We start from the raw sequence: 24,322 nt of genomic DNA, 5'->3' as shown, positions 1-24,322 counted from the left end.
AAGAAATTTTTGACTACTTTTTAAAATATATTAAATGATCTGAAGGATATACTTTTTTTAGAGAGAAATTGTAGAATAAATAACCATCTTGAAATGTAAAAATGTTCAGTGATGAAAAAGCAGTTTTTATTGGGTAACCTGCTTCAAGTGTGTTAATTATCAAGAGCGTATTGAAATGTCGTGTATGCTAAAACCAGAACATGCGAAGATATTTTTTTGCCCATTCAAATCAGAGTAGTCCGTCCTATGCCGAAAAATCCGTTTGATGAGCAGCAATTGTCGAATGACATGTTTTATAAAACATTATTAGAGTCGACTTTGGCCATACCCTGGAGCATAGACTGGGCCACCAAACAGTTTAGTTATATTGGTCCTCAAATTGAAAAGTTACTGGGCTGGGAACAGGATTCCTGGAAATCGGTGCAGGACTGGGCAGACCGTATGCACCGGGATGATCGTGATCATGTGTTGAATTATTGTGTGTCGCAATCTATTGCCGGCATAGATCATGAAGCGGATTATCGTGCCTTAAAGGCAAGCGGTGGATATTGCTGGATTCGTGATGTAGTTCATGTGGTACGCAAGGAAAATGGTGAAGTTGAACGTTTAGTCGGTTTTATGTTTGATATTTCTGAACGTAAGAAAAAGGAAGAGGAATTAAAAGCGTTGCACCGCAAGCTGGAAGAATTTTCCTATAAAGATGGTTTAACTGAAATTGCCAACCGACGCTTATTTGATGATTTTTATTCACGTGAATGGAACAACGCAATACGTGAACAAAAGCCACTGTCGGTCATTTTGATCGATATCGATTTTTTTAAACAATACAATGATTTTAATGGGCATATTATCGGCGATGCCTGTATCAAGCAGATTGCACAGATGTTGGAAAGTTGCTGTGTACGTCCACGTGACCTGGTGGCACGTTATGGGGGTGAGGAATTTGCGATTGTATTGCCAGAAACGGATTTAGAAGGTGCGATTCAAATTGCAAACAATATACTTCGTATGATAGATCAGGCAAATCTACCGCATCGAGCATCTCCCATTTCAGAAAATGTCAGTTTAAGTCTGGGGGTGAAATGTATTTGTCCGACAGAGAAAGATGACAAAATACACTTTTTAAATATGGTCGATAAAAACCTGTTTAAAGCCAAACAGACCGGACGTAAACGTTTTGTTGCCGATGAAATATCAAATTCAATTTTAAGTTCAGCGAACAATTGAAACGCAGATAAAATCAAAAATCCCCTCAAGTGAGGGGATTTTTTTAATCTTTAAAGTGTACCGGAATCCACTGATAGCTTTTCCCATCTTGAGAGTAAATATGTCCAATTCCCGGGAAAGGTAAATGTGGGGCGGCAATGAGCTGACCCTCTTTGGCATATTCGGCAAAGTGTTTTAAACGTGTCTGTACCGCTGCTTTGGGATCAGTATCAAACTCGATTGCAGTTTCAGGACGGTCAAACTGCAAAGTGTGTGAATGCACGATGTCGCCAATAAACACAACTTCCTGACCATCAGCTTTCAGTTTAAAGCTGTAATGTCCCGGTGTATGACCAAAAGAAGGTTTAAATTGAATATCGCCAAAGGCTAAAGATTTATCTGAGAAGACTTTAATCTTTTTAGCTTTTTCATAGGGTGCTAAAGCAGCCTTAATTTTCTCAACTGTACCCAAGAAACCTGCTTGCTTGTCTTTTGGCAGTTTCTTCACGGTATTGGGATTTAGCCAGTAATCATATTCTGTTTTGGCAATGTGCAGCGTGGCATTGGGGTAATTCGCTACGCCGTTATTTGAGATGCCGCAGACATGGTCAGGGTGTAAATGGGTCAGGAAAATCTCGTTTACTTGTTCAGGCTGATAACCCGATGCTTTCAGGTTGTTATAGATCGAACCTAAATGTGCGCCAAAGCAGCTGGCTGCACCGCTATCTACCATCAACAATTGATTGCCTGTATTGATGAGGAAGGCATTGACTGAAGTCTGGATGCCTTGGGCTTGGTCAGCATAGTATTTCTTTAAAATTTCAGTTTTTTCTGTGTCGCTTAAGCCTTTAAACATGGATGGGTTGAGGTAAAGCGTACCATCGAGCAGGGCAGTGATTTGAGTGTTGCCGATTTGGTGATGGTAATAGCCCGCAACTTGTTTTGGGGTTTGGATGGTGGTGGGTTCAGCAGCTTGTGTAGTGGCGATGGTTGTTGTGCCAAGGGTCAAAGCTAGGAGGAGGGGTTTTAGGTTTTTCATGGGATTCTTATTAAAGTTAAAGTGATGAATATTTTTTATCATAATAACTATAAATTTTAAAATTTTATTGAAAGCTCCTTCTCCCTATGGGAGAAGGTTGGGATGAGGGGAATTCTTTGCCTTACTTTTGAAGGATCAAAAGTAACAAAAATCCTTCGTTCGTTAGAGGGCACGTCCATGTGCCCCTAACGAACTGGCGACATCCATGTCGCAGGTCATGTGATTAGATTAATACAGATTTTCAGGATTTTGCTCGACGTTCATTCCGTCTTCTATTTGCTTCATTAATCTGTGCAGGCAACGTATAAATTTCAGTGAGTAATGCTTCTGTGAAATCTAAACAATCTAATGCTTCGTCTTCACCAGTATTTCCATCATGTGCAGAATCATTGCCATCATGACGAATACAGTGAGCAAGTTCTTTTAATCGTTTAGGGATTTTTTCTTGCTCGATTAGAAAATCAATTCGATAGGCTAATTTATTTCTTTGATCTTTATTTGGTTGTTGCTCAGAAGTTTGATGTTCTTCTAACCATTTTTCTAATAAATCTTTAGTGACTAAATCTAAGCACAATCTAAACATAGAACCGCTAGCGACAAAGCAATTCATTGAAAGGCATTTTGTCGCTTCATCGAAAATACTTTTTATGTTATCAGGTACATATGCAGGACATATATATAATTGTTTTAAAGGTGGAGATATTATCCCACTAATCCTCACATGATCATTTATATTTGTTTTTTCAAATTTACATAAATCCTTTTTTCCACAAAGGATTCTTTATCTGCGTAGTTTAAGGACAAATCATCCCGAATTTTATCTAGATTAGCTTCCAATCTTAAAATCATTCCATTTTTGCAATTACTACAAGTAGAAAATGCTTGCCAATAAAAACGTTGACTACCATAAGATGAATAGCCACCGATTTTGTAGACACCTTTTAGTTAGATAAAATGGCTAATTAACGAGGTGCTTATGAGCAGTAAACGATATCCTGAAGAATTCAAAATTGAAGCAGTAAAACAAGTCACTGAGAAAGGTCATAGTGTGACCGAAGTTGCTGCACGTTTAGGAACCACCACACATAGTTTATATGCCTGGATTAAACGTTATGATCCACAGCAACCCAAGACAACAGAATCTACTGATCCAAGTGCAGAATTGGCAAAGTTAAAAAAAGAGCTGCAAAGGGTCACTGAAGAAAGAGACATATTAAAAAAGGCCGCGGTGTACTTCGCAAGCCAGTCCAAATGAGGTACGCCTTTATTCAGGACAATCAGCACATATGGCCTGTCCGTCGTTTATGTTCAGCTCTGGATGTTCATCACAGTGGTTATTACGCATGGTTAAAGCAACCCACCAGTAAAACTGCGAGGAAACGGCAACAGCTTTCAGGATTGATTAAACAGTTCTGGCTGGAATCTGGTGGTATCTACGGCTATCGCAAGATTCACTGTGATTTAAAAGATGTTGGTGAAAGTTGCGGGATTAATCGAGTACATCGGCTCATGAAGGCGAATGGTCTCAAATCACAGCGTGGCTATCGTAAACCTAGAGCTCACGCTGGTAATCCAGCTATCGTTGCCGCAAACACTTTAGACCGCCAATTTAATCCAACTTATCCCAACCAAATATGGGTGACAGATATTACCTATATCCGTACTCATGAAGGGTGGCTATATCTCGCAGTTGTGATTGACCTGTTTTCACGTCTTGTTGTTGGCTGGTCGATGAAATCCAGAATCACGACAGACCTGGTTTTAGATGCATTATTGATGGCTTTATGGCGAAGAAACCCAAAGAACAAAGTCCTAATCCATTCTGACCAAGGCAGCCAATACACCAGCCATGAATGGCAGACATTTCTCAAGCATCATAATCTTGAAAGTAGTATGAGTCGTAGAGGGAATTGCCATGACAATGCTGTTGCAGAAAGCTTCTTTCAGCTATTAAAGCGGGAACGAATTAAGAAGAAAATCTATGCATCAAGAACTGAAGCCAGATCGGATATTTTTGAATATATTGAGATGTTCTACAATTCAAAACGCAGACATGGTTCCAATGGTCAGCGTTCTCCATTAGATTATGAAAAGGCCCATCAAAAGATGGTTATGTGTGTCTAGAATTTTGGTGGCTATTCAAGATCTGTAAGAATGTAGAGTTGTTTTAAATACATCTAATCTAATATTATTAGAATTACAGAAGTTACATTTGTGTATGAGAAAGTGGTTCATTTTATTGATTTATATAGATTCTACTTATACAAATAATACACCTAATTCTTAATTAATCTAGACGAAACTAATGGTATGGGCGACATGGATGTCGCCGTTCGCTTGTGATATATGGACGTATCATCAAGCGGACAAAAGATTTTTGTTACTTTTGATCTTTCAAAAGTAAGGCAATACCTACGTAAAGAAACTATTTTTTATAAAGTCAAAATGGGGCTGTGATTCAATAAATCCTCTTCCTAACCCTCTCCTTTACAAAAGGAGAGGGAACTTATAAGCATAAAAAAGCCCCTATCACTAGAGGCTTTTCTTATCTTTCGATCTAAATCTTAAGACACTTTATCACCCGGTTTAGCACCAGATTCAGGTGAAATCACCCAAACGCCTTCGCCATTACCCGCAGCTAAAACCATACCGTTAGAAATACCAAAACGCATCTTACGTGGTGCAAGGTTAGCAACCATGACCACTAATTTACCTTTTAAGTCTTCAGGTTGGTAGAATTCACGAATACCACTGAATACGTTACGTGGCTCAGCTTCACCTACATTTAAAGTCAGTTGAAGCAGCTTGTCAGAACCTTCAACCGTAGCTGCGTCGACAACTTCAGCGACACGTAGATCAACTTTCATAAAATCATCAATATTAATGATTTCAGCTTCACCGACTTTAGCTTCAGGTTTTTTCTCAACCTTCTTCTCTTTTTTCTTTTCCGCTTTTGGTGCTTCAGCAGGCGCCGCTAAAGAATCTTTAGATGCATCAACCATTGCCGCCACAGCTTTCGGATCAACACGTTGCATTAATGGTTGGAACAACGTAATTTCATGACCGATTAATACAGTCTTACGAGATTCAAAGTTAAAGCTGTCTAACTGTAAGAAGAATTGCACTTGTTTAGCCAAAGTTGGAAGCACAGGTGCTAGGTAAACAGCCAATTGACGGAACAGGTTAATACCGACAGAACATACGTTATGTACCTGTTGTTCTTCGCCTTCAATTTTCGCCAAAGCCCAAGGTTTTTTCTCATCGATGTATTGGTTGGCTTTATCTGCAAGCGCCATGATTTCACGAATCGCAGCAGAGAATTCACGTGCTTCGTATTGAGCAGCAATCGATGCACCTGCATCAATAAAGCTTTGTACCAGTTCAGGCTCTGCACAAGTCGCAGACAATTTATTGTCAAACTTGGTGTTGATGAATTTTGCACAGCGGCTGGCAATGTTCACCACTTTACCCACCAGGTCAGAGTTTACTTTCTGTACGAAGTCATCAAGATTCAAGTCTGAATCTTCAACTTTGTCAGAAAGTTTAGAGGCGAAGTAGTAACGCAAATATTCAGGGTTGAGATGCTCTAAATACGTTTCAGCTTTAATGAATGTACCACGAGATTTCGACATCTTCTGACCGTTCACCGTCAAGAAACCGTTAACGAACAAGCTTGTCGGGGTGCGGTAGTTTGCACCTTCAAGCATCGCAGGCCAGAACAATGCGTGGAAGTAAACGATGTCTTTACCAATGAAGTGATAGACTTCATTTTTAGAATCTTTTTTCCAGTAATTGTCAAAGCTCAAGTCAGGACGTTTGGTTTTAATATAATTTTCAAAGCTCGACATATAGCCGATCGGCGCGTCTACCCAAACGTAGAAGTATTTGTTTGGTGCATCTGGAATCTCAAAACCAAAATATGGCGCATCACGAGAAATATCCCAATCCGACAAACCTGCTTCAAACCATTCATCTAACTTGTTGGCAATCGACACAGGTAAACGACCTTCGTCACGTGTCCATTTTTGCAGGTATTCACCAAAATTCGGCAGTTTAAAGAAGTAGTGATCTGAAGATTTCTCTACAGGCGTCGCACCGCTTAAAGTTGATTTTGGATTTAAAAGTTCAGTTGCGTTGTAGGTTGTACCACAGACTTCACATGAGTCGCCGTATTGATCTTCCGCTTTACATTTCGGGCAGGTGCCTTTAATAAAACGGTCAGACAGGAACATGCCTTTTTCAGGATCAAATAACTGCGTAACAGGGCGAACGGCAATGTTGCCGGCTTCACGGTTCTTGATATAAATCTCAGATGCACGAGCCTGGTTTTCAGTGCTGTTGGTTGAGTCGTAGTGGTCGAAGTCCACTTTAAAACCGGCAAAGTCACGCTCATGTTCTTTTTGGACATTGGCAATTTGCTGTTCAGGCGTAATACCGTTGGCTTCAGCACGCAGCATGATCGCCGTGCCGTGAGCATCATCCGCGCAGACATAAGTCACGTTATGACCCATTGCACGCATGGCACGAACCCAGATATCTGCCTGGATATAACCGAGTAAGTGACCCATATGGATCGGACCATTGGCGTATGGAAGGGCGTTAGTGACTAGGATATTACGCACGGATATGACTCTCTCATTCGTATTTTATGCAATGGGTCATAATTTTACATGATGCAGAGGGGATTACAAAGAAATGCTTTAGCTGAAGCGCAATGAATAAAGCAACTTGAATATTCAAATATAATATTCGATATCATCCGATGAGCGAATATTAAATAATTGATCGAGCTAGGTTAACGCTACTTTCTGCAATCAATAGCAACAACATGTACAGGCTTTGTTGCAGTTTGCTTAATTCGTCCGCTGGATTGCATGCTTTGTGCTAAAAAATTTGTCTGATCATTTTATGACACCTCAGGAGGGTACTCATGACTCAGAATAACCAGACAAGTACTTCTACTTCAAAGCAAAACCAAGATAAAGAACCACATGCACAACAACTGAATGAGCAATTGGAAAAAGAGCAAAAGCAGAACGAGATTGATAAACAGCACAAGCAGGAACATCAGGACGTTCTAGAAGCCCAGAACAACAATACTGATGAAAAGTCTGCAGTGAAGCAAGGTGCTCAGCCCAATGGTGAACATGCAGAGCAAAAAGATAATTCTAAAGAAGCTCAGTCTGGCCAGTCGGATAATAAAACTGAAACTATTAAGATGGATGACTTAAAAGCGAAGGCAATCGCGATTGGTGAGGATCTACTGAAAAAAGCCGAAAAGATTCTGAATGAACTAAAAAATGGCAAGTCAGACAGTCAGCAAACTGGTGAACAGGGTTCTGGTGACACGAAAAAGGCGAAAGCGGATCATACCTCGGAAGATAAATCGGCAAATCAGTCAGATCAGCAGGATCGTATGGCACATTTCAAAGATGAGGCTCTGCATAAGTTTGAAGATACCAAACAGAAAATTATGGAGTTGGTCAATGAATCCTCTGTCAAACTGGGGGAACTGAGACAGATGGCGACAGACACAATGAGTAAAATGAAAGGCGAAGATCAATCTCAGTCAGGTGAGCCGAAAAAGCAGGATCAAGATAAAACCGATCAATCTGAGCAAAACAAGCCTAACCAAAATAAAAATCATCAGTAATGCTTTCAATTTTAAAGATACTTCAGTCAGGGCAGGGTTGAAGGAGCTAGAAAGACCGAAAAATTTAAGATTGTTCGGATGCCATCAAAACATGCTCCATCTGCATATTGGGAATGTCTAAATCAGGGACACTGTTATTGAGCGTCTATGACCTTGATTGAATCTCGATTGCGGTTCCATCAAGGTCAGTATTTATTTTATAGCGCTATCTGCTGTATTGAATACCTGTGATAATGGGCACTTAAAGCAATGTGCCCAGAGTAAAGATCATGATTGACGAAGATGATTTCGATTTCGACCAACCCGTTACCCGTATTAAACAAAATACTGCGAGTCAAAAACAATTGGGCAGTCAGATTTTAAAAGAGGCTGAGCAATATCTTGAAGAGATCTCGGCAGATGAGCATGCACTTTTAATCAACACCCTATTGGGCTTGGTAGAGCAAGATGCTTACTTCCAAGTCTTGGCAGATGAACTTGATCAACCGATTGGGGCGAAAATTGCCAATGATGCTTTAAACCTGCTGTATTTCTGGCAAGCGGTTCATCAGTTTGAAGATATCGAAAAATTCAGTTTACTGGATGTGATCAACTCGGAAAATTTTCAGGCTGAAATGCTCAAGGCTTTTGATGCTTTAAATATTTCAGAACATAAAGCGCAGCGTCGTCTCGTACTTCTGGAAGCATTCAAGTTATATAAATTGGGTTTTTATGCAGGCTGTATTCCCATATTGTATGCACAACTTGAAGGAATATTGACGAATGTCCTGATTGAGGCGGGTTTTTTAAAACAAAATGCAACCAGGTTTGTGGATGTTTATAAAATTGTTCCAGGCTTAAAGGGCAATGAAATAAAAAGCTTGTGGCACAAATCTAAAATTGCGACTGAAATGAATCCGTACTTTGCTGAACTTGCCGCTTATAAAAAGGATAGCAGTTCAACCGTGAGCATGACTCGTCATAACATTCTGCATGGTACAGATCTGAATCATTTTAATCAGGGACGCAGTTTTGTTTTGTTTATCTGGCTGTTTTCTGCGCTGAGTTTTATGGGAACGCTTAAGTATTGAACAAGCTGATCTAAACCATATTCGGCTTAAAGCCGCTGGGTTTGGGTGAGCTTATATACTGGATGGGCTGGAGATAGAGGGAACTTTTAACGTTCACAACAGATAAAGTATGTATCTCTTTTCTATGGTTTTGATCAGCAGGGGTGCTGTTCAGCCAAATTTTATTGTTGTTTATGGCACATCGAAATTCTCGAACTTGAGTTTAGGGGAGTTATACTCAAGTTCGAGGATTCCGTAGCCAAATTTTTTAAATTACTATAAAAATCTCATGAAACTTATAGTTCACGCCAGACTTTATTTTCATCTTGCAAAGAAACAGTAAAATTAAAGTCGGTATCGTCTGATACCAGCAGGCTGGTCGGTGTTTGCATAATGACTTTTAAGATCGTACCTTGTTCAAAAACCAGAGGACTACAGTTCTCTTTTTCCAAGGTCACAGGTTTTAATAATTCGATGATTAAATTTTCCATTGCACTTCCCCCTAGATCTTATAAATTAGGTTAATAGTATCATAAATTGGTAAATATTTAACCAATCCTATCAGTCTTGATAACTAAAATCCAAAAACAAATGGATGAAAAATATGACATGGGTCACATATTGTATATTAAAACGAGATAAAATTAAAACTTATATTTTGATTTAGCTCCGGTTTTTCAAAATAGTTCCATAAAATTTATAGGGATTTAATGGCTGGATTATTTTTAAGCAAATTTTAATTTGTTCCGTCTATGCTGGGGCAAAATCTGACTAAAAGTCACCTCTGCTGCATTGGATGCGAGATGCAGCAGATTTTAGGCTGAACTGGCGTGATAAAAACCTCATCACAGGGCGAATGAAGCATACAACTTGATTATAAGAGGCATCATTCAAAGAAAATGAATTCACCTGAAAAAACATTTCACAAACAGTCTATAAGTTGCTACAAAGATGAAAAGACGAGAATAATAGCCGCTTCATCCATCCAGTCTAAATAGGTCGGGTGGTTGATTGGCAAGTTTGAAACTAAAAATAAAGGAATAACCCTAACTGATGTTTAAATCTTTTTTTCCTAATCCAAAGTGGTTCTTTTCATCGTTGGTACTCTGGTTTGTCATCAATATTGCATTGTGGTATTCCGGTGGAAGTGGCTGGGGAACATTTTTAGGCTTTGCACCAGGTTATGCCACTGCAGAATTACCTGTTGGAGTAAGCCGCTTTTGGGCACCTTCATTTTTATGGTTCTATCTGTGGTTCATGGTTTCTACCGTTATTTTTGCGCTGTTCTGGCGCTTTAAATCCAGCAATCCATGGCAGGGCTGGTCGGTCTGGGGCTCGGCTTTTATCCTGTTCAATATCTGGTTTGCGGTGCAGGTCAATGTCGTGGTGAATGCCTGGTACAGCCCATTTTATGACCTGATTCAGAAAATGCTGAGCAGTGGTGGCGGAGATGTCAATTTACTTTATAGTGAAACCCTGACCTTCCTGTATGTCGCCATGGTCTATGTGACGATTGCCGTGTTTAACCTGTTCTTTGTCAGCCATTATATCTTCCGGTGGCGTACGGCGATGAATGACTATTACACCGCGCATTGGGAACAGTTACGTTATATTGAAGGGGCTTCGCAGCGTATTCAGGAAGATACCATGCGTTTTGCCAAAACCACCGAAAGTTTAGGGGTGAGTTTCATTCAGGCCCTGATGACGCTCATGGCATTTTTACCGGTGTTGTTACAGTTATCATCGCATGTGAAACAGCTCCCGGTGATTGGTGAAATTCCTTATGCACTGGTCTGGGCTGCCATCAGCTGGGCGGTGCTGGGTACTGTGGTGTTGATGCTGGTAGGTTATAAATTGCCGGGTCTGGAATTTAACAACCAGAAAGTTGAAGCTGCTTACCGCAAAGAGCTGGTTTATGGTGAAGATTATGCCGATCGTGCCGATCCGCTCACCTTAAAAGAACTGTTCAGCCGCGTGCGTTTTAATTATTTCCGCCTGTATTTCCATTATGCCTATTTCAACATGGTACGCATCTGGTACATGCAACTGGACAATCTGTATGGCTTGTTTGTGCTGTTTCCAAGTATTGCCGCAGGGGCGATTACTTTAGGTTTGATGATGCAGATTGCCAATGTCTTTGGCAAGGTACGCGAGTCCTTCCAGTATTTAATCGAGTCTTGGCCGACCATTATTGAATTGCTTTCGATTTATAAGCGTTTACGGGCATTTGAATCGACTTTGCATAAATAAGGTATACTCAAATTGAGCAACAGAACCCGCATAATGCGGGTTTTTTTATAATGCTTTATATTTAACAATCATGAAAATGCTGAAGTATAGTAATTAAAAAGGGAAAGGGTCAGAAAAAAATGAAAAGGTTTTATGCATGGACTTCGCTTTGCTGTCTGGCCGTGACCAGTCCTCTAACATTTGCCAAAGAAATTCAAGGCATGTCTTTTTCTCATCAGGATTGGGAAGTGTATTGCAGTAATACCGGCACCTGTCGGGCAGCAGGCTATCAGGATGATTATCTGCAAAGCATGCCCGCCACAATCTTGTTGACCCGTAAAGCTGGAGCAAAACAGCCAATACACGGGACATTTGCCTTATCCAGTTTTGATCAGGCCCTAGATAACAAGAAATTGAATAATTTACATTTTTATCTGAATAATCAGGATTATGGCCGAGTCAGGATTAACATTTCAGAGCAACTGCTCACAGGAGCGCTAAATAGCAAACAGCTCAATGCACTGTTACAACAGACCCGGAAAAAAGCGAACATCGTATTTAAAAATGCTGATTACAGCTGGCAGGTTTCGGATGCAGGCATGATGGCTTCATTGTTGAAAATGGATGATTTTCAACAACGTATGGGTACGGTAGGGGCTTTGGTCAACCCCGGAACTGCAGGTGAGTCGAAAGTATTGGCAGCACAGCCCAAATTAGTGGTCAATAAAGTAAAAACCGCAGCAAAACCTTATTTAACACTACAGCCCAATAGCAGGCAGTACCAAACCCTGCATCAGTTGCTCATGGCTGCCCGGCCGACACAGTCAGATGCAGCTGAATTTTGTGAAGGTATTTATGATGGAGAGGGTGCAAAACCACAAGCGATTGAACTCTATAAGCTCACCAATAACAAAATTCTAGCTACCACTCTATGCTGGCGCGGAGCCTACAATGAAGGCTATGGGGCTTGGGTAATGAATCAATCTTTAACAGGCAAAGCCAGCTTTGTGACCGAATCTGCATCGGATTTTGCAGCAGGCGAAATCAGCAGTGCGCAAAAGGGTCGTGGTATTGGTGATTGCTGGAAGATCAGCGAATGGATTTGGCAGGGACAAGCTTTCGTTCAAACTGTAGATCGCTGGTCTGGCATGTGTAAAGGTTTTGCCGGTGGGGCTTGGGATCTTGATTTAATTGAAGCCGTGGTGAAATAACCCATTTTAATTTTAGCTTTTGAGTACGCCAGCTAGCTATTTATATAAAAGATTAAATTTTCATCGGTTTATGATGGAAATTGCCGAATAGTTTCAGGGATAACTAAAGCTTCACCAATCATAAAAAATTTTAAACTGGCTAAAAAGTGTTATCCCATTCGGATTTTAGTACTAAAACTTTTAAAAGGTTGGCAGTTATTTTGCATTTTCAGGCAAAAATCTATCATTTAACTTGAAGGGAATTAATAATAAAATCAAAGTGCTATATTTGTGATTTCCCCAATTTTGATATATTTTTGAGTTACAGCATCAGTGAGCATTAACACGTGAATTTCAAAACATTCATCTTGATTGTCGGAGTGGGCATCACTTTACATGGCTGTACCAGTTTTAATGCTTTGAGCTCAGATGATTCTGTTAAAAATTATGCTTCAGCACAGGAAATGATCGTTCAAAAAAATATCAACCAACCCAATGGACAGGCCAAAGAATATGTCTATTCATGGGGAGCAAAACAGAATGACAAAGAAACGCAATCTTTATATCCCAGAAAATATTTAAACAATTACTGTTCTGCCAAGCAGGGCAAATTCACGCTGCTGTATAAGAGTTCCTTGGCTCTGGTGAAGGATGTATCGGATAAAAAACGCTTGTCTGCTTCCGGTAATGTCAAACAGGGCATAGGCGCCTATAAGTGTGTACAAAAGAATGGACAGAGCTGGATTGCCTCTATTGAACCGGTGGCTGAACGTAAACTCAATGATGGTTCGGATGCACGGGCAGTCAGCTTACAGACCAGACTCATGTCGGCGGATGAAGCTAAAAAGTTTTATAAAAATATTAGTATGACCACAAATGCTGCGGATAAAAAAATCAATTCCAATGATCTGGGCAATAAAAAAGCGTTAAATAAATCTGCCCTTCAAAAAGAGGCTGAAGCTAAAAAAGAAGCAGATCTTAAAAAAGAAACCAAACTAACTCCGGAGTTGCCAGCAGCACAGCCGCTAAAAGTCGTGGAAAGTCCGCAACAGCAACAGATGAAATTTTACGTCGCTGCACGTCGTGATTTAAATAGTGGTAAAAATCAGATCTCTGCCTGTAATAATGCCCAGCGGGCTTATAACTATGGCAAGCTGCAAGGAACTGAGGGGACCCGGGTCTATACCGAATCGGGGATGCTGGTTGCACGTTGCTTAACCAGTGTACCCAGTTATAGCAACCGTTTTTCTAATTCCAAAGCTCAAGCAACGCGAGTCTTGCAAAATTTAGCCGTGAATTACAATCACAGTGGGGCAAAAAATATGTTGAGGCAGATGAAATAAAAGCGATTTTGTTCATCTGAATCAGTGTCACGTTCCATCATGTGGTGATGGAACGTGAAGGTGAAACTTTCAAATCTGAATTTGGCAGTATTACAGACTAATCGTTGCACCTAATGCTTTCACAAATTGTGCCATCCAAGCAGGGTGGGCAGGCCAAGCCGGTGCAGTCACCAGATGTCCGTCGGTGACTGCTTCCGTCACTGCGATATCAGCATATTGACCGCCTGCAAGTTTGACTTCCGCTGCACATGCAGGGTAAGCAGAACAGGTTTTACCTTTAAGCACATCGGCCGCGGCAAGCAGCTGCGCACCGTGACATACGGCTGCAATTGGTTTTTGAACAGCATCAAATTCACGTACAATTTCTACCACGCGTGCATTCATGCGTAAGTATTCAGGTGCACGTCCGCCCGGAATCACCAGTCCGACATAATCTTCGGTATTGACCGAGTCGAAGTCATAATTAATAGCAAAGTTATGACCACGCTTTTCACTATAGGTTTGTTCGCCCTCAAAGTCATGAATAGCGGTGGCGATGCTGTCACCAGCTTTTTTATCCGGGCAAACCGCATGTACGGTATAGCCCAGACCGGTTAAAAACTGGAACGGCACCATAGTTTCGTAGTCTTCGGCATAGTCGCCCACCAGCATCAAGATTTGTTTAGCCATGATTTTTTCCCTCTGTTTGCATATGATTTATATAAAGTTTTATTTTCATTCACCTTAGCATAATCAGATGTCAGATTTAAGAAGGAGCTTGCTTTCTTTAGTCGAAGCCAGAAAACGTTCAAATCATCAGGTGGATAGACAAGCTGAAAAGAAGTTTGATTTTACAGAGTCATAACAGGCTGTACCCGGTAATTTATGATAAAAAGGCAGCAGTTCAGAATGGAAGTTTGCTTTATGTTTTACTCTATTTTTACCACCTTTGGTCGTCGCTTTGCTCGAATCGGTTGTTCGGTTTTGATGGCAACTACGATTATGGGAACCACACAAATTGCAATGGCCGGGCCAACGGTAGATCAGTTGAGTCACTGTCTGGTGAAATCCACCACGGAAGCAGATAAAACAACAGTGTTGCAATGGACTTTTGTGGCGTTATCTGCACATCCGGAATTGAAGAAATTCAGTAATGTGAATGAAGAGCAGAGAACCCAGCTGGATAATAATTTAGCCCAAGTATTGCAGCGGATATTGGTGGAGCAATGCTCGAGCCAGACCAAAGCTGTAATTGCTGCGGAGGGTGTACAAGCGGTGGGGGACAGTTTTCAGGAGTTAGGCAGTGTCACAGGGGAAGAAATTATTAACAATCCTGAAGTGAAAAGTCAGCTGAAAGGTGTATTGCGTTATGTTGACCTGAATAAAATGGTGATGACGTTTTTAACGCCGGATGTGTGGAATAAGTTGGGGGAGATAAGAGGGAAGTAATCCCCTTTCCCTTGAGAACTTAAAATATATTTTGAGGATGCTTATTACTTGAATTTGACTTTAAAGTGAACAGAACCTTCCTCTAACCCTTACTTATGCTTCGCTTTAAAGCAGTGCTATAAAATTCATTCAGAATACCTCTCCCTAGCCCTCTCCTAAAAGGAGAGGGAATATCCAATATTAAATTCATGACGGCATTTAATTTATAACGAAAGCTCCCTCTCCCGTTGGGAGAGGGCTGGGGTGAGGGGCTTAGTTGCAATGTATATAGGGTAACTGGTTAATTATTATCAATTTCGATATGATTCAAGAAAATATATTTGGTACATGCAATGAATAAAAAGTTGATCTTCAAGTTGGGGAAGAGGCTACTACAAAAGAGCACAAAGATACTCGACTTACTTGTGGAATTATTATGCCGATTGCAACTATGTCGGCTGAATATACCTCAGATCATTGGTCTGATGTGCGACATATATTACATAAAGCAATTGAGAAAGCAGGTTTTATTCCTCGTATTGTAAGTGATTCAGAGGAAAGCACAGTTATTCATGGATCAATCATTAATAATATTTATAATGATGCAATAATTGTTTGTGATGTAAGTAATAAAAATGCCAATGTCATGTTTGAACTAGGAATGCGATTAGCTTTTAATAAACCTATTGTAATAGTTAAGGATGATAAAACTGACTATTCATTTGATACTGGTAATATTCAGCATGAACCATATAGAAAAGATTTGAGACACAGTACTGTAGAAAAATTTATTGATGATTTAAGTAGAAAAATTGTCAAAACTTATGAGGCTTCTCAGAGAGAGGAATATCAATCATTTCTAAGTTATTTCGGAAAATTTGAAGTAGCTAGGGTTGAAAATAAATCTATTGGTGAAAGTGAAGCTATTGAAAAAGTTCTCAATAAAATGACGGTTTTGGAATCACAAATTAAAAATTTAAATCATAATAATTTAGAATCTACTTCTAATATCTTACAAAGTACGGATAATTTGATAATTGACCATCAAATTCAATATGCTGATAAGTTAGCAACTATACTTAATATGATTGAGACTAAAATTCCATTAGTTATGGAGGTTAGCTATTCTTTTGAAAAAGAAAGATTTTATATAAAATTCAAGGAAAAAATTTCAATTAATTATGCTCATAAATATAATGAATTGATTAAAAATATTATTCGTAATAATGATGATGAATTACCGTTTTAAAGCCTAAAAAACCCGTCCTAAGACGGGTTTTTTTAAAGAAAGACCAGATCAACCAATCAATTTCTTCATTAATTCATTCACTTGCGCAGGGTTGGCTTTACCCTTAGATGCTTTCATTACTTGACCCACAAGACCGTTGAAAGCTTTCTCTTTACCAGATTTATACTCTTCAACCATCTTCTCATTGGCAGCAAGCACTTCCTTAATAATCGCTTCAATCGCACCTGTATCAGTTTCCTGTTTCAAGCCTTTTTCAGCAATAATTTCGTCCGCAGTTTTGCCTTCATCCCACATAAAGCCGAACACTTGTTTCGCAATCTTACCGCTAATCGTGTTGTCCACAATACGCGCGATCATACCGCCAAGTTTTTCCGCAGAAACAGGAGAATCAGCCAAATCTAAGCCGGCTTTGTTTAGCGCCCCTGAGAATTCACCCATCACCCAGTTTGCAGCAATCTTACCTTGTGCAGCACCGCCAGCAGCAGCGACTACTTCTTCATAAAATTCTGACATTTCACGAGTCAATGTAAGAACGTGAGCATCGTACTCAGTCACACCAAAGTCCGCCACAAAACGTTCACGACGTGCAGCAGGAAGCTCAGGCATGGTCGCTTTAATCGCTTCGATTTGTGCATCTGCAATGATCACAGGCAACAAGTCTGGATCAGGGAAGTAGCGGTAATCGTTCGCTTCTTCTTTAGAACGCATAGAACGCGTTTCCATCTTCACAGGGTCGAACAAACGCGTTTCCTGATCGATGGTGCCGTCCCATTCCAGGATTTCCATTTGACGTTCAATTTCAACATTGATCGCCTGTTCAATGAAACGGAATGAGTTCAGGTTTTTCAGTTCACAACGCGTACCGAAGGGTTGACCAGGACGACGTAAAGACACGTTACAGTCCGCACGGAACGAACCTTCTGCCATGTTACCGTCAGAAATGCCTAACCAGCGCACCAGCGTGTGAATCGCTTTGATATAGGCAACCGCTTCTTCAACCGAACGCATATCTGGTTCAGATACGATTTCAAGCAGCGGCGTACCTGCACGGTTGAGGTCGATGCCTGACATACCTTCAAACTGGTCATGAATCGATTTACCAGCATCTTCCTCTAAATGTGCACGGGTTACGCCAATGCGTTTAGTCGTACCATCTTCAAGCTGGATATCAATATGACCCAAGCCCACAATCGGGTTGTCCATCTGGCTGATCTGGTAGCCTTTAGGCGAGTCCGGGTAGAAATAGTTTTTACGTGCAAACACAGAGGCTTTGTCAATATACGCGTCGATACCCAAACCAAAACGAATTGCAAGATCAACCACTTCTTTGTTGAGTACTGGCAATACGCCTGGCATCGCTAAATCAACCAGGCTGGCTTGTGTATTTGGGTCTTGACCGAAAGTGGTTGAAGAACCAGAGAAAATTTTAGTATTGGTTGCCAGCTGAGTGTGAATCTCGATACCAATAACGACTTCCCAACCATCAATCAGGTTAGATTTTGGTTTAGCAGCGTTCTTAGCCATTATGCGTTCTCCTCAGCAATTGCAGCGCGTTTTGTATGCCAATCCGTTGCTTGTTGGTATTGATGCACCACAGACAACAATTGAGATTCTGACCAGTAGTTACCAATCAGCTGTAAGCCAACAGGTAAGTTATCTTTGTCAAAACCAACAGGCGCATTAATCGCAGGTAGACCTGCCAGGTTCACCGCGATAGTGTAAATGTCACCCAGGTACATTTCCACAGGCGACAGGTTTGCACCAATTCTGTAAGCCGTGGTTGGCGCAGAAGGGGCTGCAATCACATCGACATTTTCAAAAGCTTTCAGGAAGTCTTGTTGAATTAAACGACGGACTTTTTGTGCTTTCACGTAGTAAGCATCGTAGTAACCCGCAGAAAGCGCATAAGTACCAATCAGGATACGTTGCTGAACTTCTTTACCAAAACCTTCTGAACGAGAGCGTTTGTATAAGTCCATAATGTCTTTCGGATCTTCACAGCGGTAGCCATAACGCACGCCATCAAAACGTGACAAGTTTGAAGATGCTTCAGCAGGGGCAATCAGGTAATACGTCGGAACATAAGCTTCTGTCATGTTGAGGTCAATCTCAACCAACGTTGCGCCCATCTCTTCCAATTTTTTCAGTGATTCTTCAACACGTGCTTTCACGTCTGCATCTAAGCCGTGAACGTTGAAGTACTGTTTCGGAATACCAATGCGTAAACCTTTAACTGATGTACCGTTCAGGTTTGCCACATAATCATCAACATCTTTGTTTACAGAAGTAGAATCTTTTGCGTCATGACCTGCCATCACATTCATCAGGTAAGCACAGTCTTCAGCCGAACGCGCTATTGGACCACCCTGATCCAGAGATGATGCATAGGCAATCATACCGAAACGTGATACACGGCCATAAGTTGGTTTCAGACCGGTCAAACCACAGAAAGACGCAGGCTGACGGATTGAACCACCAGTATCGGTACCGGTTGAAAATGGTGCAAGGTCAGCCGCTACAGCCGCAGCAGAACCACCTGAAGAACCACCCGGAACGTGATCCAGTGCCCACGGGTTTTTGGTCGCGCCAAAATAAGAAGACTCGGAAGTTGAACCCATGGCGAATTCGTCCATGTTCACTTTACCAAGAGTGACTAAGCCCGCAGCTTTACCTTTCGCTACAATGGTCGCGTCGTAAGGAGAGATAAAATTGTCCAGCATTTTAGAACCGGCTGTGGTCTTAATGCCTTGGGTACAGAAAATATCTTTATGTGCAATTGGCACACCGGTTAAGGAAGTTGCATTGCCGGCTTTAATTGCAGCATCAGCAGCATCGGCTTGGGCCAATGCCTGCTCGGCGGTTACGGTCACATAAGATTGTACTTGGGCATCGATTTTTGCAATGCGTTTTAAATAATGTTCAGTCAATTCGCGAGACGAAAATTTAGCCCCAGCTAAACCCTCGGAAAGTTCACGAATCGATAAGCGATGTAAATCTGTCATGAGAAATATTTCTTTACGTTTAATTTAATAAAATGATTTAACTGAATAAAGATTATTCAATCACACGCGGAACAAGGTACAAGCCATCTTGGGTTGCCGGTGCAACAGCTTGATATTCTTCACGATGATTTTCTTCAGAAACCACGTCTTCACGTAAGGGCTGTGGATGGTCAAATGGACTTTTAAGCGGCTCGACATTTTCAGTGTCAATGCCTTTTAAGGTTTCCATCATGCCTAAAATTTTATTTAGACTTTGAGCATATTCAGCAGATTGCGTATCATTTAGCGACAATCGAGCCAGATGTGCGATTGCTGAAACTGTTTTTGCATTTAAATCTGCAGAATGCTGTGCATCCGATGTAGACATAATATTACCTAATCAGTATTAAAAAAATTCAAAATATCGTGCGTTATAATAAGCGATTGACTTGTCCAAATCATCACATTTAGTTAAAGTTGCCACCTTGCGTCCACATAAAGTTTAATCGAGAACGTCTCCGTGATTCTAAAAAGACTAATTGGCTTGTTTTCGCCCGATCTAGCCATTGATTTAGGTACAGCAAATACACTTATTTATGCACCAGGACGAGGCATTATATTAAATGAACCGACGGTTGTGGCCATCCGTCACAGCGGTTCACAGAAAATCGTTGCCGCGGTTGGTCTTGATGCTAAACAAATGCTCGGTCGTACACCTGCAAATATTTCTGCAATCCGCCCGATGAAAGACGGGGTGATTGCCGATTTCGAAGTGACCGAAACCATGTTGAACCAGTTTATTGGTAAAGTACATGAAAAGCGTCTATTCCCGCCTGCACCGCGTGTGGTGGTGTGTGTACCGTGTAAATCAACGCTGGTTGAGCGCCGTGCCATTCGTGAAGCGGTATTCAATGCTGGAGCACGTGATGTCCGCTTAATTGAAGAGCCAATGGCTGCTGCAATTGGTGCCGGTATGCCGGTTGAACAGGCCTGTGGTTCTATGGTGGTCGATGTGGGTGGTGGTACCACTGAAATCGCAATTATTTCATTGCAGGGCTGTGTTTACGCAGATTCGCTCCGTATTGGTGGTGATGTCTTTGATGAACAGATCATTAACTACGTGCGTAAAGCGCATGGCTGTGTGATTGGTGAAACCACTGCCGAAGTGATTAAAAAAGAAGTGGGTATGGCACTTCCGGATGAAGGCGCGAAGCCGCTGGAAATTGAAGTGCGTGGCCGTAACCTGGCTGAAGGTGTGCCTCGCGCCATTACTGTGACTTCAGACGAAATTACCCAGGCGATTTCAGACCCATTACAAAATATTGTCTCTGCGGTTAAATCTGCCCTTGAACAAACCCCGCCTGAACTGTCTTCTGACATTGCAGAACGTGGTATTGTGCTGACTGGTGGTGGCGCACTACTTCGTAACCTGGACAAACTTCTTGCGCAAGAAACCGGTTTGCCTGTGGTTGTGGCTGAAGATCCGTTGACTTGCGTGACTCGTGGTGGTGGCAAGGTTCTGGAATTCTTCGACAATCCAAATCACGACATGTTATTTGTAGGTTAAGTTAGGGACCAGGCGGTGCAAACACAACTGTTTTCTCGACAACCGCCATCTTTTCGCTCATTTATCATTGCGGTGATTACATGTCTGGTGGTGCTGTTTTTTAACTGGCGCATGCCGCATGTGATTCAGCCCGCACGTGATGTCTTGTATGCGGCATATAATCCTATTTATGCCCTTGCAAGTTATCCAGTGTTATCGCGAGAATGGCTCAATCAACAAACCAAGTCTGAAGCCCAGTTACGTCGTGAAAATACCGCGATGCAAGCCGAGTTGTTACAGGCTCAGGTTCGTCTGCAAAAATTATCTGAACTTTCTGCCGAAAATACCCGTTTAAGAGGTCTGCTGGATACGCCTTTGATTATTGATGGACGCATGGAAATTGCAGAAGTCATCGGTACAGATGCCGATCCGTTACGGCATATTATTGTGATTAACCGTGGTTCCAACAGTCAGCTTAAGGTCGGTCAAACCGTACTGGATGATAAAGGAATTATGGGGCAGATCATCAATGTCAATTCGCATAGTAGTCGTATTATGTTGCTGTCCGATAAAGAACATTCTCTCTCTGTGCGTTTGGAACATACCGGGATGCGTGCCATTGTCTCGGGTACAGGTGATTTAGGTCATTTGAAGATGGAATATGTTCCGACCAGTGCCAATGTCAAGGTGGGTGAAAAAGTGTATAGCTCAGGTTTGGGTGCACATTTCCCTGCAGGCTATCTGGTCGGCACAGTGTCTAAAGTCAACCGGCATAATTCGGGTGAATTTGCCCAGATTGAAGTCATTCCAGCCGCACAATTGGCCGGTGGACATCATGTCGTGGTACTTTTTTCTGATTCATTAGCGATGGAGCAGCCACATGCCACTCGCTAAATTACGGGCTGAAAGCAATCGGGATCCTTTAATTGCGATCATTGTTTCAGTCATTGTCTGTTCGGTGCTGATGGTTTATCCATTGTCTTATGCCGTGTCAGGTGCACGTCCCTTATTCATGTTGCTGCTCATGCTATTTTGGGTGATGTGCCAACCTACATGGTGCGGAATCTGGTTTGCCTTTGCCACCGGCATGTTTACCGACCTGCTGGTGGATGCCCCTTTAGGCATGAATGCACTAAGTTTTGTGTTGATTACCTTTATTGTCCGGTTTTTAACCCGTGAACGACGCATCATGACCTTTGGCAATCTCTGGGTGATTAGCTTTCTGGCAGTAATGGCACATTTATTTGTGATCTGGATTGCCCAAACGATGGGTGGCTTGCAATTTTCCATTACCCGACACTGGCAGCCTTTATTGAGCAGTGTGCTGGTTTTCCCTGTCATGTATTTTATGCTTAAAAAATGGCGCGTTTAATTCTGGCTTCGAGTTCTCCACGGCGTCGGGAACTGCTGCAACAGTTAGGTTTAGAATTCGAGATTTATAGTCCGGATATCGATGAATCTATTCTTGACGGAGAAGATGTTGCCGCCTATGTCGAGCGTTTAGCCTGTAGCAAGGCTCAAGCTGTATTGGAGCAATTTCCGGATGCCATCGTCATCGCCGCTGACACCAGTTTAGGTGTGGATAATCAGATTTTAGGTAAACCTGAATCAAAACAACATGCTTTTGAAATGTGGCAGCGCATTTCTGGGCGCAAGCATGATGTGTTTTCAGGTGTTTGTGTGCGTACAAGTACAAAAAAATCAAGTATAGTGGTACGAACACAGGTTGAGTTTCAAAAGTTAAGTCTCAATGATATGGAAAGTTATTGGGCAACAGGGGAGCCCCTAGGCAAAGCGGGTGCTTATGCCATTCAAGGCATCGCAGCGCGTTATATTGCCCGTATCGAAGGCAGTTATAGCAATGTCGTGGGCTTGCCTTTACATGAAACCGTACAGTTATTACAGGCAGTTAAGGCACTAAATTAACTGACCTCAAAAAAGAATTTTTATAATGTTTTGAGTTTTATTATGTCTGACGAGTTGTTGATTAACGTCACACCTATGGAATGTCGTGTGGCCTTAATCCAGAACGGCACGGTCAATGAATTATTTGTTGAGCGTACGGTTAAGCGTGGATTGGTGGGCAATATTTATAAAGGCAAAGTGGTGCGTGTACTTCCGGGTATGCAGGCTGCTTTTGTTGATATTGGTCTTTCTCGAACCGCCTTCCTCCATATCAACGATATGGTCTGGCCCCGCAATCAACCGACCCCCAACGTTTTTGAACTGCTGCAACCCGGTCAGATTCTCACGGTGCAAGTGATGAAGGATATGCTCGGGACCAAAGGGGCGCGTCTTTCTACCGATCTTTCCATTCCTTCACGTTATCTGGTATTGATGCCTTATGGTCATCATATTGGTGTATCACAACGCATTGAATCAGAAGAAGAACGAGATCGGCTGCGTTCGATGATCGAACGCATTCAAAGCGAGCATAAATTACCCGGCAGCGTCATTGTCCGTACTGCGGCAGAGGGGATTCCTGAAGCTGAAATTGCACAGGATATGGCATATTTGGCCAAACTTTGGGAATTTATTCAGCGCAAGCAAAAAAGCATTGCTGTCCCTTCTCTGATTTTTGAAGAACTGCCGCTGCCACAGCGCGTGATTCGTGATTTGGCCAATGAAGATACTTCTAAAATCTCTGTCGACTCACGTGAAATACATGCCAAGTTGCAAGAATTTGTACTTGAGTTTGTTCCCAGTATGCAAGATCGACTGGTTCACTATCCGGGTGAACGTCCCATTTTTGACTTGTACAATGTTGAAGAAGATATTCAGAAGGCCCTGCAAACCCGCGTAGCATTGAAATCGGGTGGCTATTTGATGATCGACCAGACTGAAGCTATGACCACTATAGATGTCAATACCGGCTCCTATGTCGGTGGCCGGACTTTAGAAGACACCGTATTTAAAACCAATATGGAAGCGACTCAAGTCATTGCCCGTCAGCTACGCTTACGTAATTTGGGTGGCATCATTATTATTGACTTCATTGACATGCAGGAAGCGCAGCATCGTGAAGAAGTCATGAGCCAGTTTGAGCGTATGCTGGAACGTGATCATGCCAAAACCAAAATTACCCAGGTTTCCGAACTGGGCCTGGTGGAAATGACCCGAAAGCGTACTCGTGAATCTTTAGAACACTTATTATGTGAATCGTGTCCAACCTGTCAGGGACGGGGTTATGTGAAAACGGCAGAGACAGTGTGTTACGAGATTTTTCGGGAAATTTTAAGATATGCCCGCGCTTTTGAATGTAAAAGTGGTTTTACTGTGGTGGCACACCCTTTGGTGATTGACCGATTGTTAACAGCGGAAGCACCTGCAGTGGCCGATTTAGAGCACTTTATAGGGCGTATCATCAAATTTCAGGTGGAAAATCTGTATACGCAAGAGCAATACGATATCATTCTGAGCTGAAATTGTA

Annotated in this window: 22 protein-coding genes; 14 read left to right on the top strand and 8 right to left on the bottom strand. The window is 41.7% G+C overall.

What is annotated here, in order from left to right:
• Positions 1-246: 246 nt before the first annotated feature.
• On the top strand, positions 247-1,227 hold the full coding sequence (locus ABJ384_RS11370; protein WP_180042995.1) for a diguanylate cyclase: 981 nt from the start codon (positions 247-249) through the stop codon (positions 1,225-1,227).
• Between the two features lie 43 nt (positions 1,228-1,270).
• On the opposite strand, the gene ABJ384_RS11365 is transcribed toward ABJ384_RS11370, so the two are convergent.
• Together ABJ384_RS11365 and ABJ384_RS11360 are read right to left on the bottom strand one after the other, a co-directional pair.
• Positions 1,271-2,245 (bottom strand): MBL fold metallo-hydrolase, encoded by a 975-nt coding sequence (locus ABJ384_RS11365; protein ID WP_349927416.1) that lies wholly within the window; start codon positions 2,243-2,245, stop codon positions 1,271-1,273.
• A gap of 241 nt (positions 2,246-2,486) precedes the next feature.
• Positions 2,487-2,966 carry a DUF4145 domain-containing protein gene (locus tag ABJ384_RS11360; protein ID WP_349927414.1) on the bottom strand — a complete coding sequence of 160 codons (480 nt, stop codon included), beginning with the start codon at positions 2,964-2,966 and terminating at the stop codon, positions 2,487-2,489.
• 255 nt (positions 2,967-3,221) lie between these two features.
• On the opposite strand from ABJ384_RS11360, the gene ABJ384_RS11355 reads away from it, so the two are divergent.
• Positions 3,222-4,369 (top strand): IS3 family transposase gene (locus ABJ384_RS11355; protein WP_349927412.1). Its coding sequence is split into 2 segments (ribosomal slippage): positions 3,222-3,468 and positions 3,468-4,369, totalling 1,149 coding nucleotides; the frame shifts between segments, so codons are not numbered across the junction.
• A 440-nt stretch (positions 4,370-4,809) separates the two neighbouring features.
• Here ABJ384_RS11355 and metG read toward each other — a convergent pair.
• Positions 4,810-6,867, bottom strand: a complete 2,058-nt coding sequence (metG, locus tag ABJ384_RS11350; RefSeq protein WP_349927410.1) for a methionine--tRNA ligase — start codon at positions 6,865-6,867, stop codon at positions 4,810-4,812.
• Positions 6,868-7,175: 308 nt separating this feature from the next.
• On the opposite strand from metG, the gene ABJ384_RS11345 reads away from it, so the two are divergent.
• Positions 7,176-7,898, top strand: coding sequence for a hypothetical protein (locus ABJ384_RS11345; RefSeq protein ID WP_349927408.1), 723 nt, complete (start codon positions 7,176-7,178; stop codon positions 7,896-7,898).
• Between the two features lie 269 nt (positions 7,899-8,167).
• Positions 8,168-8,968: a hypothetical protein gene (locus ABJ384_RS11340; protein WP_349927406.1), complete on the top strand. Its 801-nt coding sequence runs from the start codon at positions 8,168-8,170 to the stop codon at positions 8,966-8,968.
• Between the two features lie 275 nt (positions 8,969-9,243).
• Here ABJ384_RS11340 and ABJ384_RS11335 read toward each other — a convergent pair whose 3' ends face one another.
• Positions 9,244-9,438: a hypothetical protein gene (locus ABJ384_RS11335; RefSeq protein WP_086196922.1), complete on the bottom strand. Its 195-nt coding sequence runs from the start codon at positions 9,436-9,438 to the stop codon at positions 9,244-9,246.
• 562 nt (positions 9,439-10,000) lie between these two features.
• Between ABJ384_RS11335 and sbmA the strand changes: the two genes are divergently transcribed.
• The 3 genes from sbmA to ABJ384_RS11320 all read left to right on the top strand — a co-directional run bounded on the left by sbmA (position 10,001) and on the right by ABJ384_RS11320 (position 13,709).
• Entirely contained in the window at positions 10,001-11,197 is a 1,197-nt protein-coding gene (sbmA, locus tag ABJ384_RS11330; protein WP_349927404.1) for a peptide antibiotic transporter SbmA, read from the top strand.
• A 119-nt stretch (positions 11,198-11,316) separates the two neighbouring features.
• Positions 11,317-12,387, top strand: a complete 1,071-nt coding sequence (locus ABJ384_RS11325; protein WP_349927402.1) for a DUF1176 domain-containing protein — start codon at positions 11,317-11,319, stop codon at positions 12,385-12,387.
• 326 nt (positions 12,388-12,713) lie between these two features.
• Positions 12,714-13,709 (top strand): hypothetical protein, encoded by a 996-nt coding sequence (locus ABJ384_RS11320; protein ID WP_349927400.1) that lies wholly within the window; start codon positions 12,714-12,716, stop codon positions 13,707-13,709.
• A 90-nt stretch (positions 13,710-13,799) separates the two neighbouring features.
• On the opposite strand, the gene ABJ384_RS11315 is transcribed toward ABJ384_RS11320, so the two are convergent.
• The gene (locus tag ABJ384_RS11315; RefSeq protein WP_349927398.1) at positions 13,800-14,378 is read right to left on the bottom strand and encodes a DJ-1/PfpI family protein; all 579 of its coding nucleotides are present in this window, start codon (positions 14,376-14,378) and stop codon (positions 13,800-13,802) included.
• A 234-nt stretch (positions 14,379-14,612) separates the two neighbouring features.
• On the opposite strand from ABJ384_RS11315, the gene ABJ384_RS11310 reads away from it, so the two are divergent.
• Both ABJ384_RS11310 and ABJ384_RS11305 read left to right on the top strand, forming a co-directional pair.
• Complete coding sequence (locus ABJ384_RS11310) at positions 14,613-15,137, top strand: hypothetical protein (RefSeq protein ID WP_349927396.1); 525 nt, start codon at positions 14,613-14,615, stop codon at positions 15,135-15,137.
• 415 nt (positions 15,138-15,552) lie between these two features.
• Entirely contained in the window at positions 15,553-16,365 is an 813-nt protein-coding gene (locus ABJ384_RS11305) for a hypothetical protein (protein ID WP_349927394.1), read from the top strand.
• Between the two features lie 48 nt (positions 16,366-16,413).
• Here ABJ384_RS11305 and gatB read toward each other — a convergent pair whose 3' ends face one another.
• Genes gatB through gatC form a run of 3 tightly spaced genes read right to left on the bottom strand, consistent with a single transcriptional unit; the run spans position 16,414 to position 19,734 of the window.
• A complete protein-coding gene (gene gatB, locus ABJ384_RS11300) occupies positions 16,414-17,889 on the bottom strand; it encodes an Asp-tRNA(Asn)/Glu-tRNA(Gln) amidotransferase subunit GatB (protein ID WP_349927393.1) in 1,476 nt (491 codons plus the stop codon).
• A complete protein-coding gene (gene gatA, locus ABJ384_RS11295; RefSeq protein ID WP_349927391.1) occupies positions 17,889-19,367 on the bottom strand; it encodes an Asp-tRNA(Asn)/Glu-tRNA(Gln) amidotransferase subunit GatA in 1,479 nt (492 codons plus the stop codon). The genes gatB and gatA overlap by 1 nt, the downstream gene beginning before the upstream one ends.
• Positions 19,368-19,419: 52 nt before the next feature.
• Positions 19,420-19,734, bottom strand: coding sequence for an Asp-tRNA(Asn)/Glu-tRNA(Gln) amidotransferase subunit GatC (gatC, locus tag ABJ384_RS11290; RefSeq protein WP_086174772.1), 315 nt, complete (start codon positions 19,732-19,734; stop codon positions 19,420-19,422).
• A 132-nt stretch (positions 19,735-19,866) separates the two neighbouring features.
• Between gatC and ABJ384_RS11285 the strand changes: the two genes are divergently transcribed.
• Genes ABJ384_RS11285 through rng form a run of 5 tightly spaced genes read left to right on the top strand, consistent with a single transcriptional unit; the run spans position 19,867 to position 24,315 of the window.
• Positions 19,867-20,913 (top strand): rod shape-determining protein, encoded by a 1,047-nt coding sequence (locus ABJ384_RS11285; RefSeq protein ID WP_086196910.1) that lies wholly within the window; start codon positions 19,867-19,869, stop codon positions 20,911-20,913.
• 15 nt (positions 20,914-20,928) lie between these two features.
• The gene (gene mreC / locus ABJ384_RS11280; protein WP_086196909.1) at positions 20,929-21,786 is read left to right on the top strand and encodes a rod shape-determining protein MreC; all 858 of its coding nucleotides are present in this window, start codon (positions 20,929-20,931) and stop codon (positions 21,784-21,786) included.
• Positions 21,773-22,264 carry a rod shape-determining protein MreD gene (mreD, locus tag ABJ384_RS11275; RefSeq protein ID WP_086196908.1) on the top strand — a complete coding sequence of 164 codons (492 nt, stop codon included), beginning with the start codon at positions 21,773-21,775 and terminating at the stop codon, positions 22,262-22,264. The genes mreC and mreD overlap by 14 nt, the downstream gene beginning before the upstream one ends.
• The gene (locus ABJ384_RS11270) at positions 22,252-22,818 is read left to right on the top strand and encodes a Maf-like protein (protein ID WP_349927388.1); all 567 of its coding nucleotides are present in this window, start codon (positions 22,252-22,254) and stop codon (positions 22,816-22,818) included. The genes mreD and ABJ384_RS11270 overlap by 13 nt, the downstream gene beginning before the upstream one ends.
• Before the next feature lie 42 nt (positions 22,819-22,860).
• Positions 22,861-24,315 carry a ribonuclease G gene (rng, locus tag ABJ384_RS11265; RefSeq protein ID WP_166171219.1) on the top strand — a complete coding sequence of 485 codons (1,455 nt, stop codon included), beginning with the start codon at positions 22,861-22,863 and terminating at the stop codon, positions 24,313-24,315.
• Positions 24,316-24,322 lie beyond the last annotated feature (7 nt).

Source organism: Acinetobacter sp. A1-4-2 (genome assembly GCF_040233925.1).
Classification (GTDB): domain Bacteria; phylum Pseudomonadota; class Gammaproteobacteria; order Pseudomonadales; family Moraxellaceae; genus Acinetobacter.
This window is presented reverse-complemented; position numbering and strand designations above follow the sequence as displayed.